18 protein-coding genes are annotated in these 17,577 nt (G+C 66.9%); 7 read left to right on the top strand and 11 right to left on the bottom strand.

Features of this window, described 5'->3' with window-relative positions; genetic code table 11:
• Position 1 precedes the first annotated feature (1 nt).
• The 7 genes from BLV97_RS08250 to BLV97_RS08220 all read left to right on the top strand — a co-directional run bounded on the left by BLV97_RS08250 (position 2) and on the right by BLV97_RS08220 (position 6,343).
• Positions 2–631, top strand: coding sequence for a TadE/TadG family type IV pilus assembly protein (locus BLV97_RS08250; protein WP_051646167.1), 630 nt, complete (start codon positions 2–4; stop codon positions 629–631).
• Positions 632–1,041: 410 nt separating this feature from the next.
• Positions 1,042–1,992, top strand: a complete 951-nt coding sequence (locus BLV97_RS08245; RefSeq protein ID WP_051646168.1) for a DMT family transporter — start codon at positions 1,042–1,044, stop codon at positions 1,990–1,992.
• A 49-nt stretch (positions 1,993–2,041) separates the two neighbouring features.
• A complete protein-coding gene (locus tag BLV97_RS08240; protein ID WP_035844353.1) occupies positions 2,042–2,911 on the top strand; it encodes a hypothetical protein in 870 nt (289 codons plus the stop codon).
• A gap of 3 nt (positions 2,912–2,914) precedes the next feature.
• Positions 2,915–3,838 carry a homoserine O-acetyltransferase MetA gene (gene metA, locus BLV97_RS08235; protein WP_035844355.1) on the top strand — a complete coding sequence of 308 codons (924 nt, stop codon included), beginning with the start codon at positions 2,915–2,917 and terminating at the stop codon, positions 3,836–3,838.
• Complete coding sequence (locus BLV97_RS08230) at positions 3,822–4,796, top strand: alpha/beta fold hydrolase (protein WP_035844357.1); 975 nt, start codon at positions 3,822–3,824, stop codon at positions 4,794–4,796. The genes metA and BLV97_RS08230 overlap by 17 nt, the downstream gene beginning before the upstream one ends.
• A 67-nt stretch (positions 4,797–4,863) precedes the next feature.
• Positions 4,864–5,733 (top strand): polyphosphate kinase 2, encoded by an 870-nt coding sequence (gene ppk2 / locus BLV97_RS08225; RefSeq protein WP_035844359.1) that lies wholly within the window; start codon positions 4,864–4,866, stop codon positions 5,731–5,733.
• On the top strand, positions 5,726–6,343 hold the full coding sequence (locus BLV97_RS08220; RefSeq protein ID WP_035844361.1) for a TetR/AcrR family transcriptional regulator: 618 nt from the start codon (positions 5,726–5,728) through the stop codon (positions 6,341–6,343). The genes ppk2 and BLV97_RS08220 overlap by 8 nt, the downstream gene beginning before the upstream one ends.
• An 85-nt stretch (positions 6,344–6,428) precedes the next feature.
• Here the strand turns inward: BLV97_RS08220 and lpxB are convergent, their stop codons facing one another.
• The 11 genes from lpxB to uppS form a co-directional block, all read right to left on the bottom strand.
• Positions 6,429–7,580, bottom strand: a complete 1,152-nt coding sequence (lpxB, locus tag BLV97_RS08215; RefSeq protein WP_035844363.1) for a lipid-A-disaccharide synthase — start codon at positions 7,578–7,580, stop codon at positions 6,429–6,431.
• Positions 7,577–8,407: an LpxI family protein gene (locus BLV97_RS08210; protein WP_035844365.1), complete on the bottom strand. Its 831-nt coding sequence runs from the start codon at positions 8,405–8,407 to the stop codon at positions 7,577–7,579. The genes lpxB and BLV97_RS08210 overlap by 4 nt, the downstream gene beginning before the upstream one ends.
• Entirely contained in the window at positions 8,404–9,201 is a 798-nt protein-coding gene (gene lpxA, locus BLV97_RS08205; RefSeq protein WP_035844367.1) for an acyl-ACP--UDP-N-acetylglucosamine O-acyltransferase, read from the bottom strand. The genes BLV97_RS08210 and lpxA overlap by 4 nt, the downstream gene beginning before the upstream one ends.
• On the bottom strand, positions 9,201–9,662 hold the full coding sequence (fabZ, locus tag BLV97_RS08200; RefSeq protein ID WP_035844369.1) for a 3-hydroxyacyl-ACP dehydratase FabZ: 462 nt from the start codon (positions 9,660–9,662) through the stop codon (positions 9,201–9,203). Before fabZ ends, lpxA begins: the two co-directional genes overlap by 1 nt.
• A 168-nt stretch (positions 9,663–9,830) precedes the next feature.
• Complete coding sequence (locus tag BLV97_RS08195) at positions 9,831–10,592, bottom strand: OmpH/Skp family outer membrane protein (RefSeq protein WP_051646169.1); 762 nt, start codon at positions 10,590–10,592, stop codon at positions 9,831–9,833.
• An 8-nt stretch (positions 10,593–10,600) separates the two neighbouring features.
• A complete protein-coding gene (gene bamA / locus BLV97_RS08190) occupies positions 10,601–12,982 on the bottom strand; it encodes an outer membrane protein assembly factor BamA (RefSeq protein WP_081825119.1) in 2,382 nt (793 codons plus the stop codon).
• A gap of 207 nt (positions 12,983–13,189) precedes the next feature.
• On the bottom strand, positions 13,190–13,327 hold the full coding sequence (locus BLV97_RS21165; RefSeq protein WP_176992639.1) for a hypothetical protein: 138 nt from the start codon (positions 13,325–13,327) through the stop codon (positions 13,190–13,192).
• A gap of 217 nt (positions 13,328–13,544) precedes the next feature.
• On the bottom strand, positions 13,545–14,882 hold the full coding sequence (rseP, locus tag BLV97_RS08180) for an RIP metalloprotease RseP (protein WP_035844373.1): 1,338 nt from the start codon (positions 14,880–14,882) through the stop codon (positions 13,545–13,547).
• Positions 14,883–14,902: 20 nt separating this feature from the next.
• Positions 14,903–16,069: a 1-deoxy-D-xylulose-5-phosphate reductoisomerase gene (gene dxr / locus BLV97_RS08175; protein WP_035844375.1), complete on the bottom strand. Its 1,167-nt coding sequence runs from the start codon at positions 16,067–16,069 to the stop codon at positions 14,903–14,905.
• Between the two features lie 3 nt (positions 16,070–16,072).
• Complete coding sequence (locus BLV97_RS08170; RefSeq protein ID WP_035844377.1) at positions 16,073–16,855, bottom strand: phosphatidate cytidylyltransferase; 783 nt, start codon at positions 16,853–16,855, stop codon at positions 16,073–16,075.
• A gap of 20 nt (positions 16,856–16,875) precedes the next feature.
• Positions 16,876–17,535, bottom strand: coding sequence for a polyprenyl diphosphate synthase (gene uppS, locus BLV97_RS08165; protein ID WP_244520997.1), 660 nt, complete (start codon positions 17,533–17,535; stop codon positions 16,876–16,878).
• Positions 17,536–17,577: the final 42 nt, after the last annotated feature.

Genomic DNA, 17,577 nt, shown 5'->3' with positions numbered 1-17,577 from the left:
CATGATCGCACCCTTCAAGATCCTGCCGCTGCTGCGCCCCTTCCGCCGGTTCCTGCGAGAAGAGCGCGGCGCCATCCTGGCCGAAACCGTGATCGTCCTGCCGGTGCTGTTCTGGGCCTATCTTGGCAGCTACGTCTATTTCGACGCCTTCTCGACCAAGAACACGGCGATGCGCGCGACCTACACGATCGCCGATCTTATCTCTCGCCAGACCGACACGCTGACCTCGGCCGATATCGAGGGGATGAACAAGGTCTTCGATTTCATCACCAGCGCAACCCGGCGCGGTGCCACCACCCATATCCGGGTGACGGACGTTTCCTTCGACGTCAAGAAGCAGATCTTTCTGGTGAACTGGTCGGATGCGACGCGCGGCCACGCCGCGCTGTCGAGCGTCGAAATCGGCAATTACGCCGATCGCCTGCCGAAGATGGCGCTGGGTGACACCGAAATCCTGGTGGAAAGCTGGGAAACCTTCACGCCGGCTTTCAACATCGGGCTGGGTGCGAAGAACTTCCACAACATGGTCGTCGTGCGGCCGCGGATGTCGCCGAATGTCGACTTCCTGTCGAACAACAATAATGGCAATGGCAATGGTGCGCAAAAGAACCAAGAGGACAGCAGTTCCTGACGCCGCAACCTGCCGCACCTTTCCGGGCAGAAGGGCCTCGCCTCCCTCTGACGCCCTGAACCGGATGCCTCCCTGCAAAGGGGGGCATTCGTCGTTTCCAGCCCGCGCAAACAGCACGGGGCACATTCCTGCGCGCGGGGTGGCGTCTGCCGGCCGGGAGCGTCGCAACAAATTGATGCAAGAGACTACCCGGATACAAACGTGATCGGACGCATCACCCACCAACCTGCCAAGCAGCCAGGCACGCAACCATGTGTCAACGCGCCCTCGGCATGACGAGATAGGCAGGCATGCGCTACCCCCCTGCCGCAGCCCATAGTCCCTGCCGCAGAACGATCACCCCCAAACCGCAATTTCCGGGTCGCGGTCCGCGCGCGGGCGTGGCATCGGTGGGCCGAAGGAGACAGATCATGGCCCGTCCGCCCCAGACCACTATTTCCGCCCGCGCCTGGGCCGAGTTGCTGCTGCTTGCCGCGATATGGGGCGGGTCGTTCCTGTCCATCCGGGTGACGCTCGATCAGGTCGGAGTGCTGACTTCGGTCGCCTTTCGGGTCGCGGGCGCGGCAGTGGTGCTTTGGGCCTATGTCGCGTGGCGGCGCCTGCCGGTGCCGCGCGACCCGCGGCTGTGGGCGGGCTTCCTGGGCATGGGGATCCTCAACAACGCCCTGCCCTTCACGCTGATCACCTGGGGCGAGATGCACATCCCCTCGGGCCTTGCTGCGATCCTGAACGGGGCGACGGCGATCTTCGGGGTGCTGATCGCGGCGCTGGTGTTCAGCGACGAACGGCTGGGCCCGCGCCGCGCGGCGGGGGTGATGCTGGGCTTTGCCGGGGTCGCGACCGCCGTCGGGCTGAACACGCTGCGCGATTTCGATCTGACCTCGACCGCGCAGCTGGCGGTGCTGGCGGCGGCGTTCAGCTATGGCTGCGCCGCGGCCTTCGCGCGCGGGGTGCTGCGACGCCTGGCGCCGGGCCTGTCGCCGCAGGTCACGGCGGCGGGCATGCTGACCGGCGCCGCGCTGATCCTGGTGCCCGCCGCCCTGGCCACCGAGGGCGCGCCCACCTTGCGCTACGACGCCGCGACCTGGGCAGCGCTGGCCTATCTGGCGGTGGCGGCCTCGGCCTGGGCCTATCTGCTTTACTACCGGGTGCTGGCGATGGCCGGGGCGGGGAACCTTAGCCTGGTGACGCTGCTGGTCTCGCCCGTCGCGATCGTGCTGGGCTGGGCGGTGCTGGGCGAGACGCTGCCGCCGCATGCGCTGGCCGGTTTCGCGCTGCTTGCGGCCGGCATGGTGGTGCTTGACGGGCGCGCCCTGCGCCGAATCGGCCGCCGCCCCCTTCCCCCGGCGCAAAAATCGTGAAAAACACCGCCTGACGGTGCGGCACGCACCCCAGGGCACGGGTAGGACGATGATCTATTCCAATGCGAGGGACTGGCGCGCGGCCAAGGCCAAGCGCGTCCTGATGTTCGGCATGTCGGGCCTGGGCAAGACCCACCTTTCAGGCCTGTTGCGCGATGCCGGGGGATGGTTCCACTATTCGATCGATTACCGCATCGGCACCCGCTACATGGGGGAACTGATCGCCGACAATTTCAAGCGCGAGGCGATGAAGGTGCCGCTCTTGCGCGAGCTTCTGCTGACCGACAGCGTCTATATCAGTTCCAACATCACCTTCACCAATCTCGCGCCGCTGTCGACCTATCTGGGCAAGCCCGGCGACCCCGCCAAGGGCGGCCTGCCCTTCGCGGAATACCGTTTGCGCCAGGATCAGCACCGCGCGGCCGAAATATCGGCGCTGCTGGATACGCCGCATTTCATCCAGCGCGCGCATGACATCTACGGCTATGATAATTTCATCTGCGATTCCGGCGGCTCGATCTGCGAAGTCGTCGACCCCGAGAACGAAAACGACCCCGTCCTGACCGCGCTGTCGGAAAATCTGCTGCTGGTCTGGATCGAAGGCTCGGACGCCCATGCCGCAGAACTGGCGCGCCGCTTCGACCGCGCGCCCAAGCCGATGTATTACCAGCCCGAATTCCTGGAAGCCGCCTGGGCCGAATATCTGGACCTGCACGGCGTGACCGAGGCCCAGGTCGACCCCGACGCTTTCGTGCGCTGGACCTATGCCCGCGCCCTGGCGCATCGCCGCCCGCGCTACGCCGCGATGGCGCGCAACTGGGGCGTCAGCGTCACCGCAGAAGAGGTCGGCGCCGTCCGCACGCAGGCCGATTTCGACGACCTGATCGCCCGCACCCTCGACCGCCGAGAAGAAGCCTGACCCATGCCCATCACCCTGCCCGAGAACCTGCCCGCCTTCGACACCCTCAGCCGCGAGGGCGTGATGGTGATGTCCGACGTGCGCGCCGCCCGGCAGGACATCCGCCCGCTGCGCATCGGCCTGCTGAATCTGATGCCCAAGAAGATCCAGACCGAGACCCAGTTCGCCCGCCTGATCGGCGCGACGCCGCTGCAGATCGAGCTGAACCTGATCCGCATGACCGAACATCAGTCCAAGAACACAGCCGCCGAACATATGGACGAATTCTACCGCCCCTTCGCCGAGGTGGCGGCGACGGGCGAGAAATTCGACGGCCTGATCATCACCGGCGCCCCGGTCGAGCACCTGCCCTTCGAGGAAGTCACCTACTGGGACGAGCTGCTGCGGGTCTTCGACTGGACCCGGACCCATGTCCATTCCACCTTCGGTGTCTGCTGGGGCGGCATGGCGATGATCTATCACCTGCACGGGGTGCCCAAGCACATGCTGGACGCCAAGGCCTTCGGCCTGTTTCGCCACCGCAACCTGGCGCCGACCTCGCCCTACCTGCGCGGCTTCTCGGACGAATTCGTGATCCCCGTAAGCCGCTGGACCGAAATCCGCCAGTCCGATATCGACGCCGCACCGGGGCTGGAGACATTGCTGGGATCAGACGAGGTCGGGCCTTGCCTGGTGCGCGACGCGGGCGCGCGGGCGCTGTATATCTTCAATCATCTGGAATACGACAGCACCACGCTGAAAGAGGAATACGACCGCGATGTAGCCTCGGGCGGGCCGGTCACCGTGCCGGTGAACTATTACCCCGATAACGATCCCTCGCGGCTGCCGCCGAACCGCTGGCGCAGCCATGCGCATTTGCTTTACGGTAACTGGATCAACGAGATCTACCAATCCACACCCTTCAACATGAATGCCATTGGTCTCTAGCCTTCTGCTCGCCCTCGGCCCCGCCGCGCTTGGGGGCCTCGCGGGGCTGACCATGCGCCGCGCCCGGGCGCGCGAAAGCGTGGCGGAAGAGGCCTTTCCCCCGCGCGGCATGCTGATGCGGGTAAAGGGGGACTTCGGCAAGACCACCGTCCATGCCGAGATCCGCGGCGACGGGCCCGACCTGATCCTGATCCACGGCGCCTCGGGCAGCGCGCGGGAATTCACCTTTGGGCTGATGGACCGTCTCAAAGGGCGCTACCGGGTGATCGCCTTCGACCGGCCAGGCCTGGGCTGGTCCGACGACATGGGCAAGACCACCCGGTCTCCGCTGGGCCAGGTGAAGGTTCTGCAGGCCGCCGCCGCGCGGCTGCGCGTACATCGCCCGGTGATCCTGGGCCAAAGCTACGGCGGCGCGGTGGCCATGGCCTGGGCCTTGGCGGCCCCCGACGAGGTCGCGGCGCTGGTCATCGTCTCGGGGGCCACCCATCCCTGGTCCGGGGGCCTGGGCGGCTGGTACCGGCTGATGAAGGCTCTGCCCCTGCGCCCGCTTCTGCCCGCGCTGGTGTCGGCCTGGGCGACCGAAGATCTGACGCAGCGCGCGCTCAGCGCGATCTTCGCCCCCGACGAGATGCCCGAAGGCTATGCCGAGCATATCGCCGCCAGCCTGTCGTTGCGCCGCGCGACGCTTGCGGCCAATGCGGGCCAGGTCAACGCACTGCGTTCCAATCTGCGCGACATGGCACCGCGATATCCCCGGCTGCCGATGCCGCTGGAGATCGTGCATGGAACCGCGGATGCGATCGTGCCGATCGGCGTCCATGCCGAGCATCTGGTCCGCCAGGTCCAGGGCGCCAACCTCACCCGGATAGAGGGCGCGGGCCACATGCCGCATCACACCCACCCCGACATCGTGATCGCCGCAATCCACCGCGCCTTTGCCCGCGCCCGCGGACGCTAGGTCGCGCCGGCCACGCTTGCCCCGCCTGCCGCAATCGCCATACTGGCCAAAACGCAGAGGTTTGCGCATGAAACTTCCCTTCGACGGCGCGATCAGCGCCTTCTTTCGCGACGAGGCGCCCCAGGCCGTGCGTGACGCCATCGCCTCGGCCGACAAGCGCGAGATTCTCGATCCCTCCTACCCGTATGAGCAGTGGCTGAAGAAGAAGGACTACCAGGACCACCTGGACGCCCTGCAGATCGAGCTGGTCAAGCTTCAGGCCGACGTGAAGGCAAGCGGCAAGCGCGTGCTGTTGATCTTCGAGGGCCGCGACGCCGCCGGCAAGGGCGGCACGATCAAGCGATTGCGCGAGAACCTCAACCCGCGGGTCGCGAATGTCGTGGCGCTGCCGAAACCCACTGACCGAGAGGCGGGCGAATGGTATTTCCAGCGCTATATCAAACGCCTGCCCGCCGCGGGCGAGATCGCCATTTTCGACCGAAGCTGGTACAATCGCGGCGTGGTGGAAAAGGTCTTCGATTTCTGCACCCCGGAGCAACGCGCGCTGTTCTTCGACCAGGTGCCGGGGGTCGAGAAGATGCTGATCGACGCGGGCATCCACCTGGTGAAGTTCTGGCTCAACATCAGCCGCGCCGAACAGCTGCGCCGCTTTCTTCAGCGCGAACGCGACCCGCTGAAGCAGTGGAAGCTTAGCTGGATCGACGTCGAGGGGCTGAAGCGCTGGGATCTGTACACCGCCGCGATCCGCGAGACGCTGCAGCGCACCCATTCCCCCCAGACACCCTGGACGGTGATCCGCGCCGACGACAAATATCGCCTGCGGCTGGCGGCGATCCAGACGGTGCTGGACGGCATGGATTACGCCGGCAAGGACCCGGTGGCGATCGGCGCGATCGACCCGAAAATCTGCGGCGGGCCGGACCTCTGGCATGGCTAAGCAAGGCTATCACCACGGCAATCTGCGTCAGGCTCTGGTCGATGCGGCGCTTGCGCTGATCAAGGACAAGGGGCCGCAGGGCTTCACCCTGTCTGAGGCCGCCAAGGCCGCGGGCGTGACCCCGGCCGCCGTCTATCGCCATTTCGCCGGGCGCGACGACCTGATCGCCGAGGCCGCGCGCCAGGGCTATGTGATCTTCGCCGATCTGATGGAGCATGCCTACGACCATGGCCAGCCCACCGCGCTGGCCGCATTCGAGGCCACCGGCCGCGCCTATCTGGCCTTCGCACGCAAGTTCCCCGGCCATTACATGGCGATGTTCGAAAGTGGCATCTCGCTGACCGCCAACCCCGAACTGAACCACGTCGCCAATCGCGCCCGCGCGGTGCTGGAACAGGCCGCCGCGGCGTTGGCCCAACGCATCCCGCCGGAAAAACGCCCCCCCGCGGCGATGTTCTCGGCCCATATCTGGGCGCTCAGCCACGGCGTGGTAGAGCTTTTCGCGCGCGGCTCCCCCGGCGCCACGGCCCCGTTCCCGCCCGAGCAATTGCTTGAAACCGGCGTCGGTATCTATCTGCGCGGCCTGGGCCTCTTGCCTCAGGACGAATGAAGCCCGCGCAACCTTCACGCATCACTTCAAGACAGCGCGGCAAGACATTATTTTTGCTTGCAATATCAAAAGCAACGGCTGCGCTTCAGGCACGGTGCCCCAGCGCCCCCAGAACCGAGCGCGCGGCGCGCAGGCCCGGCGCCTCGCCGCCCGCGCCCAGGCGTTGCATCGTCACCGCCATGGCATCCAGTTCTGCCGCCCGTTCGGGCCCCGCCGCCATCATCCGCAACAGCGCCGGCGCGATCGCCTCGGCCCGGCAGGCGGGGCCCAGGAATTCCGGCACCACCCTTGTGTCAGAGACCAGATTGACCAGCGTCACCGTGTCGATCAGCGCGCGGCGCTTGATGATTTCCCACGTCAGGCGGTTGAAATTGTAGCCGATCACCATCGGCACCGCGTTCGCCGCCAGTTCCAGCGACACGGTCCCCGACGCCGCCAGCGCCACATCCGCCGCCGCAAAGGCCGCGCGCTTGTCGTCCGCCGTCTCCACCACCACCGGCGCGCCGGGCCAGGCAGCGGCCATCGCGCGCACCGCCCCCGCCACATGCGCCACCGTCGGCAACACCACCCGAGCCTCGGGGCGCGCGGCCACCACAAGCCCCAGCGCCGCGCCGAAGACCGGGCCCAGCCGCCCGACCTCTCCGCGCCGAGAGCCGGGCAGCACCAGGATCAGCGGCGCTTTCCCGATGCCATGGGTTTCGCGGAAGGCCTGCGCCTCGGCGGCGGTGGCGCGCGGCTCGGCCACCACCGGATGGCCGACGAAATCGCAGCTCATTCCCACCGCCTGCATCAGCGGCGGCTCGAAGGGCAACAGCGCCAACACATGGTCGATCACCTCGGCCATCTTCGCCGCCCGCCCCGGACGCCACGCCCAGACCGAGGGCGCGACGTAGTGGATCGTGCGCTGTTCAGGCCGCCTGGCGCGCACCAGACGCGCCACGCGCAGGCAGAAATCGGGGCTGTCAATGGTGATCAGCGCGTCGGGCGGATCGGCCAGGACGGCCTCGGCCGTTTGATGAAGCCTGCGCCGCAACTTTCTGTATTTCGGTAGAATTTCAGCGATTCCCATGACCGAGAGTTCGTCCATGGGAAACAGGCTTTGCAGACCTTGTGCCTGCATCAGCGGCCCGCCGACCCCCGCGAAGGCAACCCCCGGCGCCAGCGTCTTCAGCCCTTCCATCAGCGCCGCGCCCAGCCGGTCGCCCGAGGCCTCTCCGGCGACCAGAAACAGCTTCATGGCTCTCGCGCCCACAGAAATAGCCCCGCAGCCTCGGCCTCGGCCTCGACCGCCTCGCGGCCCAGCAGCAGGACGCCGCCCGCCTCCCAGGCGATGCCGGCCAGGCCCGCCGCCGCGGCCCGGCGCACCGTCTCGGGGCCGAGCGCGGGCAGATCCATGCGGCGTTCCTGCCCGGGCTTCGGCGCCTTGTAGAGCACGCCCCGGGCGCCCTTCGGATCAGGGCGCAGCGCCACCCCGGTGGCGGCCACGAAATCAAGCATCGCATCGGTGCCCGGCAGGGATTCAACCGCAAGGCACAACCCCTGCGCCACCACCGCGCCCTGCCCCACATCCACCGCCCCCAGCGCCGCGACGATCTCGGCGGCGCGCGCGGCGTCACGTTCGTCGGCGGCGGTGGGGGCGCTGCGGCCCAGCACGCCCGCGTCGGGCACCAGATCGGGGGCGATGTCATGCGCCCCCAGGACGGTGAAGCCCGCGTCCTCGTACAGCGCGAGGATCGCGCGCAACAGCGCGTCGTCGCCCTGCTGGATCGCGGGCAGGATCTTCGGCACCAGTTGCGCGGTGGCCGGATCAAAGAGCGCCGGATCAAGCCGGGGCCGCCGGATGCCTCCGGCGAAGGCCACCCGCGTTACCCCCTCGTCGTGCAGACGGTCGAGGAACGGCACCAACCGCTCCAGCCGGAACTGGATGTCGGGGGTCAGCCCCTCGACCTCGTAGCCGTCGACGGCGCAGATCAGCGGCGCGCCCGCGGCCCGGGCCAGCAGCGCGGGCAGCGCCCCGGCACCGCAGATCAGGGCCAGGCGGCCGGATTGGGAATTGTCGGTCATCGCGGTGTCAGGAAGGAACGATCGGTGGCGGACAGGATGAAATCGGTGACCTCGCGGACATATTCGCTGTCGGTCTCTTCGGCCAGGCGGCGGGCGCGGTCCAGGAACGGCCCCTCGCCCTGGGCCAGCATCTGATAGGCGGCGCGCAGCGCGGTGATGTCGGCGCGCGCCACGCCCTTGCGTTTCAGCCCCACCAGGTTAAGCCCGTCGAGTTCGCCGCGCGGCGCCTGCACCAGACCGTGGGGAATGACGTCGTTCGCGACCATGGTGACCGCGCCGATGATCGCGCCGCGCCCGATGCGCACGAATTGATGGATCCCCGACAGCCCCCCGACGATCACGTCGTCGCCGATCACGCAATGGCCGGCGATCGCCACCTGGTTGGCCAGCACAATGCGGCTGCCCAGCTGGGCGTCATGGCCGACATGGGCGCCGGTCATGATCAGGTTGTCGTCACCTAGCCGGGTCACGCCGCCGCCGCCCTCGGTGCCGGTGTTCAGCGTCGCGCCCTCGCGGATGCGGTTGCGCTTGCCGACGACCAGGCGGGTATGTTCGCCGTGATATTTCAGGTCCTGCGGGATCTCTCCGACCACCGCGAAGGGAAAGATCACGCTCTCGTCGCCGATCTCGGTCCAGCCGGTCACCACGGCGTGGCTTTTCAGTTCGACGCCCGCGCCCAGCCGCACCTCGGGCCCGACGCTGCAGAACGGCCCGATCCGGCAGCCCGGACCAATCACCGCGCCCGCCTCGATCACCGCGCTGGGATGGATCCTGGCCGAGGGATCGACAGACATCAATTGCCCCTGAGGTCGATCATCGCGGTGAATTCCGCCTGGGTCGCCAATTCGCCGTCGACTTTGGCCTCGCCCAGGAATTTCCAGATCTTGCCACCGCCGCGCTTGACCGTCACATGCATTTCCAGCACATCGCCGGGCACCACCTTGCGGCGGAACTTGCAATTGTCGATGTTCATGAAATAGACCAGCAATTCCTTGTCTACCAGATCCAGCGTGATCCCCACCAGAACGCCGGCCGTCTGCGCCATCGCCTCGACGATGGTGACACCGGGCATGATCGGCTGGCCCGGGAAATGACCCTGGAAATGTGGCTCGTTGAAGGTGACGTTCTTGATCCCCACCGCCGATTTCCCGGGCACGATGTCGCGCAGCTTGTCGACCAGCAGGAACGGGTAACGGTGCGGAATCACACGCTGGATCAGCGACAGGTCAGCCTCGGTGATCGGGGCGTCGGTCATCTCGGTCTCCTCTCTTCCGGGGCAATCACCCGCGCCGGGGCGATGTCGCGTTTCGATAACAACACGGCGAGCCAAGGGCAAGCCACTGGAATGCTTCGCACATCGCCCACTTTGCCGCAGCCTGGGCGCGCGGATCGCGTCACGGCACAGGCAAAGCAGCGGGCGCCCTCAGTTCCCCGAAGCCGCCGCCCCGCCGCCGGGCGGGGCCACGCCGTTCGGGGCGACGGCCTCACCCACGCCCGGCACGGCAACCTCGCGCGGGGCCGATCCGGCATCGCCATCGCTGACCGAAGGTGCCGGCGGCGGGCTGGCCGAAAGATCGATCTTGCCCGCGCCTTTTGCGCCGTCGCCTAGCGTGGCGTCGAGCCGCGCGATCGCCCTGTCGGTCACGTCGATCGACTTGAACGACAGGAACACCGCCTGCGAATTCAGGATCGCGACCGCGCCGGAATCGCGCACCAACTGCCCAAGGATCGGCAGCGCGGCCTCATAGAAGCGCTGGCGTTCCTTCTGGCGCCAGGCCTGGATGATGCGGTTCTTCGCGTCCTGATCGCGGCGAATCTTCTGCACCTTGGCGTCGAAGGCATTGGCAAGCTTCTCGAACGCTTCGGGCGACACGGTCTTGCGCTCGTCTGTCAGCTTCTTTTCCTCGTCCGCCAGGGCGGTTTCCTTCTTGTGGTTTTCCGCCAGCAGCCGCGCCTGCGCCGCCGCGACCTCGGCCGCCACCCGCTTGCCGAAATCCGAATCCGCAAACATGCGGTCGCGGTCGAGCGTCAGCACCGGGCTTTGCACCGCGCCGCGACCGGCATTCACCGACTGACCCAGCGGATAGTTCGCCACCTGCGCGCCCCCGGGCAAGGGCACCCCCGCGATCCCGACGGCCAGGGGGGCCGCCAGCACCCCCCCGAACATCTTGCGCAAAAGGCCCATGGCCGCCCCTAGAACTGGCTAGAGATGGTCAGGTCGAAATTCTGCACCCGGTCGTAGGATTCCTTCTTGATCGCGTGCGAGAAGTTGAACCGCAGCGGCCCGATCGGGGTTTTCCAGAAGATCGAAAGCCCAATGGCAGAGCGCAGATGGAATTTCGCCGTATCCTGCGACGATGCGGTCATCAGCGCCAGTTCCGAGGAATTCAGCCCCCAGACCGACCCCATGTCCCAAAACACCCCGCCCGAGATGCCGTATTCCGCCGGCAGGCCCAGCGGGAAATCGGCCTCTAGCCGCAGCACGGCGAACTTGTTGCCGCCAAGCGCGTCCTGGTTGGTCGCGTTCAGGTCGCGCGGGCCGATGCCCCAGGGCCGGAAGCCGCGGATCTCGCCGTTGTTGTTGTAGCGGTCCACCGCGCGCGAGGACTGGCCGCTGAGCATGCTCAGCAACCCGCCCTTCAGCGTCGCGCGCAGCGTCACCTCGTCATCGAAGATCCGGGTCTGGCCCGCCAGCTTGGCCGAGGTCTTGATATAGCGGTTGGCGCCACCGGCCCCGGCAAAATCCTGGCCAAAGCTCATCATGATACCGTCATTGGGGTCCAACCCGGTGCGGCGGCTGTCGAAACTGTATTCGTAGCCCAGGCTCGACGTGGTCCGGCTTCCGACCTCGCTTTGCAGCACCGCCGACGGAACCGCCGCGCCCGAATCGACATTCGACATGCTGTCCGAGGCAAACCGGTAGTTCAGCGTCAGCTTGCCGTTGTTCGAAACCGGGAAGGTCAGGCTGGGCTGCACACCGTAAGAGCTGCTGTCGAAATAGGTGTTGTAGTAATTCTGCCGCGAATAGAAGGCGTTGAAGCCGAACTGCACGTCACGGCCCAGCAGGTAGGGTTCGACGAAGGAGACCACGGAACTGGCATTGTTGACGCCGGTATTGATCTGGAAGTTCACCGCCTGGCCGCGACCCAGAAAGTTCGATTCCGCGAAGTTGACCACCGCGCCGACGCCCGACGACACACCGTAGCTGAGCCCGAAGGTCAGTGATCCGGTAGGCTTTTCCTTCACGTTGACATCGACGATCACCTCGTCGGGGCCAGACCCCGGCTTGGTGCTGACCTCGACGTCGGAGAAATAGCCCAGCTTGCGCAGCCGGTCTGCCGCGGCCTGGATCTTGCGCGGGTTGAAGGGGTCGCCTTCGGCGGTGTGGAACTGGCGCCGGATCACGCGGTCCAGCGTGGTGGTGTTGCCCTGGATGTCGATCCGCTGGACGAAGACGCGCGGAGATTTCTTCAGGGTGAAGACGATGTTGAGCTTCTGGTTGGCACGGTCGCGGGTGATCACCGGATCGACGGTGACGAAGGTCACCCCCTGCTCGGCCAGGATGTTCTCGATCCGGCGGATGTTGTCCTTCATCACCAGCGGCGAATAGGTGCTGCCGGCACGGATGCGCAGCGCCTTCTCATAGGGCTTCGCGCTCAGCCCGGGGACATCGCTGGCCATGGTGATCTTGCCGAAGGTATAGGGCAGCCCCTCATGCACCGTGAAGGTCAGGAAAAAGCCCGAGCGGTTGCGCTCGAATTCCGAGGCGACATCGAGGATCTCGAAGTCGATGAAGCCGCGGCGCTGATAGAATTCGGTCAGCTTCTGGCGATCTTCCGCGATGCGCTCGTGCAGGTAGGTGTCGGATTGGATGAACTGATGCAGCAGCCCAGCCTGCTTGGTCGCCAGCACCTGCCGCAGGCGGCGGTTGGTGAAATGCTGATTGCCGATGATCGAGATGCGCTGCACCTCGGTGGTCTTGCCCTCGCGGATCTCGAACACCAGATCGACGGCGTTGTCGGGCCGTTTGATGATCTTCGGCGTCACGATCGCCGCGTAGCGGCCGCGGGCGTAGTAGAACTTGGCGATCGTCGCCGCGTCGGCCTCGGCCTGGGCCGGGGAATAGACCCGATGCGCGGTTGATTTGATCAGCTTCGACAGTTCCTTGTCCTTGTAGCGCTCGTTACCCTCGAAGGCGATCTTGTCGATCGTCGGATATTCGGTGACCTTCACCACCAGCGTATTGCCGCGCGGGGTCAGAACGATGGACTCGAACAGGTGCTTCTGGGCAAGGCGCTGATAGGCGTCGTTCAGGTCGGCCGCGCTCAGGGCCTTGCCACGCTGAAGATGCAGGATCGAAACGATGGTGCCGCTTTCGATATGCTGGTTGCCTTCGACCTTGATCGAGGTGAAGCGGTAGCTTTGCGCCTGGGCCGCCGGCGCGCTTGCCACCAGCGCCGCGCCGGTGCCAAGGATCAATGGACTCGACAGCAGGAGGACACCCAGCGAAGACAAGCGCCGCCGCGCCCCGCGCCGTTCCGCGCCAGCCGCCCGGCAACCGGATGTGTCGTGCATTTTCTGTCCCCGCCTCTTGCTTTGATCGCTTCGTTCTGAGTAACGGCATTGGGGGGGGATGTCAAAATGGCACGCGCATCTTCGGGCCGCCAATCGGCGCCTTCGGGCCGGGCCTTCGCGGCGCCCCGCAAACCCCGCGGCAAACCCCGCGCAAGCGCGCAGCAACGCCGCCGCGGCGGCCCGCAGGTTCGCGCGAATGTCAGAGAATCACAGGCCCGCGATCGCCGTGCCCAGGAAGGCCCCGGCCAGAAGCCCGACAATGATCGTGCCGACCACGAACAGACGGTCGAAATTGATCTTCAGCAGCAGCGAAAGGCCCCGGTAACCGCTCTGGATCGTCTGCATCGCCTCACCTCGCCGCGGGTCGCCCGGCGGGCAACCTTGCCCGCAATCGCGCCCCGCATATTCACCCGCCTGCATTTCTAGGGGGTGAATATGGCGCGATTGCGGCGAAATGCCGGCAACGCTTTGAACCCAATAGCGCATTCGCGAAACCTGCGCCGCCGCAAAGGCCGGCAGGCCGGGTGCCGTGGTCCGGGTTCGCGGGCCGACCGAGGCAGCCTCAGGGGCAGGTCACGTCATTGGTCAGCGCGAACGCCATCAGCGCCAGGATGATCACCAGCCCGCCCCCCATCAGCAGCCGCAACGCCTTTTCGCTGGGCGGATGGCCGGTGATCGCCTCCCACAAATGGAAGACCAGATGTCCGCCATCGAGCACCGGCACCGGAAACAGGTTCAGAATCCCCACCGCCGCGGAAAGCAGCGCGATGAACCAGATGAAGCTGGACAAGCCCTGCGCCGCCGCCGCGCCCGAAGTCTCGGCGATGCCGATCGGGCCGCGCAGGTTGCACGAACTGATCGAGCCGGTCGCCACATGCCACAGCGCGGACAGGCTGGTCTTGGCGGTGTACCAGATCTGCTCGGTCCCAAGGCCGAGCGCCTCGATCACCCCCGGCGTGCGGGACTGAAGATCGAAGAAATACCCCCCCGAGATGCCCATCAGCCAGCGGGTCTCGAACCCGCCGCCGGGCTTCGGCAGATCGGTGCGTCGCGGCGTCAGCGTGACCGCGCGGGTCTTGCCGTCCTTCCACACGTCCAGCGTCAGCGGCTTGCCGTCCGAATTCGACACCAGATCCTGCAACTGCGAGAAGGCGTAGATCGGCTTGCCGTCGACCGCGGTGATCACGTCGCCATGGTCCAGCCCGGCCTCGGACGCGGCCGAAAGCGGCGACACCGCGGCGACATAGGGCGGCAGCGGGAAGGGCCCGGTGACCTGACGGCTCTTGCCGTCGCGGGTGACCTCGTAGGTCACCTGGGGGCTGGGCTTGAGCGTCTCGATCACAGCGGCGAAGGCCGCGCCGGTGGAGGTGGGCGTGCCGTTCACCGCGACGATCCTGTCGCCGGGCTGAAAGCCCTGCTCGCTGACCGGCATCGGATGCAGAGACCCGATCACCGCATTGCCCGTGGGCACCCCCTGATACAGGAAGAAGCCCGCGAAGATCAGCGCCGAGAGCATGAAATTGAACATCGGCCCGGCCAGCACCGTCGCCGCCCGCGCCCAAAGCGGTGCGCCATGCATGGTGTGGCGGCGTTCTTCCGGCGTCATCTGGTCCATGGATCCGTCGTCGCGCCCCGAGGCCGCGTCGGAATCGCCGGCAAAGCGCACATAGCCGCCCAGCGGCAGCAGCGCGATGCGCCAAAGCGTGCCGTGCCGGTCATGCGCCGAAATCAGCGTCGGGCCGAATCCCAACGAGAAGACCTCGGCCTTGATGCCGGAAATCCGGCCGACGATGTAATGGCCATATTCATGCACCGTGACGATGATCGACAACGCAATGATGAAGGCAACCGCCTGATAAAGAACCCCGCCCGACGACGGCAACAGCCCCAGAATGTCCAAACCAACGGTCCTCTCTCAACTCACGTCCTGTCGCGGATCACCTCGGCGGCCCGTACCCGAGCCAGATGGTCCATCTCGATCACGTCTACAAGGCTTTCCGGGGCGGAAGTAAGACCTGGATCGCGCGAAAGCCGGGCAAGCGCCTCTTCCACGACCACCGCCATCTGCGAAAACGGCAGCCGCCGCGCGATGAAGGCATCAAGCGCCACCTCCTTCGCCGCGTTGAAGGCCGCCCCCGCCAGGCCACCGATCGTCATCACCTCTCGGGCCAGGCGCAGCGCGGGAAAGCGGGTCTCGTCGGGGGCCTCGAATTGCAGCGTCGCGATGCGCGCCAGATCCAGCCGCTCGACCGGCAGCGCGCGGCGCTCGGGCCAGTTCAGCGCATAGCCGATCGCGTGGCGCATGTCCGCCGGCCCGATATGCGCCATCAACCCGCCGTCGATGAAACCCACCAGCGCATGGACGATGGATTGCGGGTGCACGATAACTTCGATCCGATCGGGGTCGATCCCGAAGAATTCCCGTGTCTCGATGACTTCCAACGCCTTGTTGAACAGGCTCGCCGAGTCGATAGAGATCCGCTGCCCCATGTCCCAATTGGGATGCACCACGGCCTGCGCGGGCGTGGCACTAGCCATGCGCTCAGAGCTCCAGCCCCGGAAGGGCCCGCCCGAGGCGGTGATGATGACCCGCTCGACGGTGTCGATGTTTTCGCCCGCCAGGGCCTGGAACACCGCCGAATGTTCGCTGTCCACGGGCAGGATCGTGGCGCCGTGGCGGCCGGCCTCGGCCAGCAGCAGGGGCCCCGCGGTGACCAGGCTTTCCTTGTTGGCCAGCGCCAGGGTCGCGCCCTGTTCAAGCGCCTTGAACCCCGGCGCAAGCCCCGCCGCGCCGACGATCGCCGACATCACCCAATCCGCCGGTCGCGCCGCCGCCTCGGTCAACGCGTGCGGCCCCGCCGCGACCCCGATGCCCGACCCCGCCAGCGCCGCCTTCAACGCATCATAGCAATCATCATGCGCGGTGACCGCCAGTTCGGCGTTCAGCGCCCGCGCCTGGCGCGCCAGACGCTCCACGTTGCGCCCCCCGGTCAGCGCCACGACCTGGCAGTCGTCGGCGCGCGCGATCAGATCGACGGTGCTCTCGCCGATCGAGCCGGTAGAGCCGAAGACGGTGACCCTGCGCATGGCCTAGATCCTCACACTGGGAACGGTCACGAAAAGCGCGACCAGAAGCATCATCAGCGCCGCGCCGAGCAGCCCGTCGAAACGGTCGAGCAGCCCGCCGTGGCCCGGGATCAGCCGAGAGCTGTCCTTGACCCCCTTGCGGCGCTTGATCGCGCTTTCGGTGATATCGCCCAGTTGCGACGCCAGCGCGACCAGGGCCGAGATCCAGATCAGATCGATGCCGGCGGTGGTGAAGCTGATGAACACCGCGCCCACGATCGCCGCGCCGATCCAGCCGGCGATGGTGCCCGACCATGTCTTCTTCGGGCTGACCCTGGGCCAGAATTTGGGCCCCCCGATCAGGCGGCCGGCGAAATAGCCGCCCACGTCCGAGGCGATGACCACCAGGATCAACCAGAACAACCAGACGCCGCCATTCTCCAGCCGGAACCAGTAAAGCCCATGCGCCGCGATCAGGATCGCCAGCGCATAGGCGGCAAAGATGAGCCGGTCGCAGCGGATCGCGCAGGCCCCGGCCAGCGGCGCCGCCAGCAGCAGCAACTGCGCCGCCCCCGGCGGGATCATGCTGGCCGAGAACAGCGACACCGCCGCCAGCGTCCCCAGCGGCACCGCGGCCTGACCGGCGCCCATCATCCCCGCCAGTTCCCACACCATCAGCCCGGCGGCCAGCACCGCCAGCGCGCCAAAGTACCAGCCGCCCAGAAATACCGCGACCATCCCCGCCAGCGCCATCAGCGCACCCGAGATCATCCGGATCTTCAGATCGTCCCAGCGCGCCGCGCTCATGCCCGCTTCCCCCAACCTGCCTAGATCACCGCGCCAAACCGCCGCTCGCGCCCCGCGAAACGGTCAAGGATTCGCGCCAGCTCCTCGGGCGTGAAATCGGGCCAAAGCGTCGGCGTGAACTCGTATTCTGCATAGGCCGCCTGCCAGAGCAGGAAATTCGACACCCGGGTCTCGCCGCTGGTGCGGATCACCAGATCCGGATCGGGTAGCGCATGGGTGTCCAGCGCGGCGGCCATTTCCCCGTCGGACAGCGCCGCAAGATCGCCGCCCTGCGCGGCCAGCGCACGCACCGCGCGCAGGATCTCGTCGCGGCCGCCGTAATTGATCGCCACCGTCAGATTGAGCCGGTCGTTGCCGGCGGTGCTGGCCTCGATCCCGGCCATCAGGCGCTGCAGCTTCTGGTCCAGGCGACTGCGCTCGCCGATGAACCGCACGCGCACGCCCTCTTCCGACAATCGCCCCGCCTCGCGCTGGATATAGCGCGAGAAGATGCTCATCAGGCCCAGGACCTCTTCGGTCGAGCGTTTCCAGTTCTCGGTGGAAAAGGCATAGACCGTCAGCCAGCGCACGCCCAGATCGGGGCAGGCGCGGACGATCTGGCGCACCCGTTCGGCGCCGCGGCGATGACCGACCAGCCGCGGCCAGCCGCGCTGGCTGGCCCAGCGCCCGTTGCCGTCCATGATGATGGCGACATGCTCGGCGCATTTGCTGGCCGCCGGCGT

Origin of the sequence: Allgaiera indica, from assembly GCF_900106675.1 — a bacterium.
In the GTDB taxonomy this organism is placed as follows: Bacteria; Pseudomonadota; Alphaproteobacteria; order Rhodobacterales; family Rhodobacteraceae; genus Acidimangrovimonas; species Acidimangrovimonas indica.
This window is presented reverse-complemented; position numbering and strand designations above follow the sequence as displayed.